This is a genomic window from Curtobacterium sp. MMLR14_002, assembly GCF_001864975.1.
In the GTDB taxonomy this organism is placed as follows: Bacteria; Actinomycetota; Actinomycetes; order Actinomycetales; family Microbacteriaceae; genus Curtobacterium; species Curtobacterium flaccumfaciens.
The window spans coordinates 2,635-3,595 of sequence record NZ_MJGT01000071.1 but is presented as its reverse complement, the minus strand read 5'-3'; the positions used below and the strand labels follow the sequence as shown (position 1 = coordinate 3,595).

The following is a 961-nucleotide window of genomic DNA, read 5'->3' as shown; positions in this document are numbered from 1 at the left end:
GACGCCGAGCCCGATGCCGACCACGCCGGCGAGTGCACCGAAGAACATCAGCGCCCCGGCACCGATGTTCGCGCCGCCCTCGCCGGAATCGTTCGCGTTCGCGTACCCACCGACGAACGAGGCCAGGAATGCCACGACGAGGAAGGCCGTGCAGAGGATGTGCAGCACACGTGGCGCGATCGGGGTCATGCCCGGATCGTAGCGCGGCGGCGGGGAGCGGATCGCACCGGCACTTTCCCAGCGGACACGACGGTGTTCCGCGGGGAAGTCACGGCGACCGCCCGAGCAGGACTGGGAGCCTCTCCGGACCGCGCCGATGGCGGTGCGACCGAGGGGGAACGGACGACATGACGATGCGACGTGCAGGGGGAGCCGCGCTCGGCTTCGTGGGTGGCAGTGTGCTCGCCGGGTTGCTGGTGAGCGTCGGGGTGACTCCGGTGATCGCGGTCGCCGGCGTCGGCACGACCTCGGCGATCGGGGTGTTCGAGTCGCTGCCGGAGGACATCGAGATCGGGCAGCTGCCGCAGCGGAACCAGATCTGGGCGTACCGCGGCGGCGAGCCGGTGCACCTGGCGAACGTGTGGGACCAGGACCGGCAGGAGCTCACGCTCGACCAGATCAGCGACCATCTGGAGCACGCCGCGGTGGACGGCGAGGACAAGCGGTTCCACGAGACCGGCGGTGTCGACGCGACGTCCGTCGTCCGGTCGCTCGTGAGCGTCGCCACGTCCGGGACCGAGGGCGGGTCGGGTGGTTCGACCCTGACGATGCAGCTCGTGCGGAACATCAAGATCCAGCAGGCGAGCGAACTGCCCACGGCCGAGGAGCGCGAGGCCGCGTACGAGGACGCGACCCGGCGGACACCGCAGCGCAAGCTCGCCGAGATGAAGCTCGCGATCAGCCTGGCGAAGCAGTACACGAAGCAGCAGATCCTGGCGGCGTACCTGAACATCGCCTACTT

Annotated in this window: 2 protein-coding genes; one reads left to right on the top strand and one right to left on the bottom strand. The window is 69.7% G+C overall.

Annotation, left to right across the window (positions count from 1 at the left end; genetic code table 11):
• On the bottom strand, positions 1 to 189 hold a 189-nt coding region (locus tag BIU91_RS18960; protein WP_171907837.1), incomplete at its 3' end, for a hypothetical protein.
• A 158-nt stretch (positions 190 to 347) separates the two neighbouring features.
• On the opposite strand from BIU91_RS18960, the gene BIU91_RS13380 reads away from it, so the two are divergent.
• A partial coding sequence (locus tag BIU91_RS13380) for a transglycosylase domain-containing protein (protein ID WP_253183760.1) occupies positions 348 to 961 on the top strand: 614 nt, incomplete at its 3' end.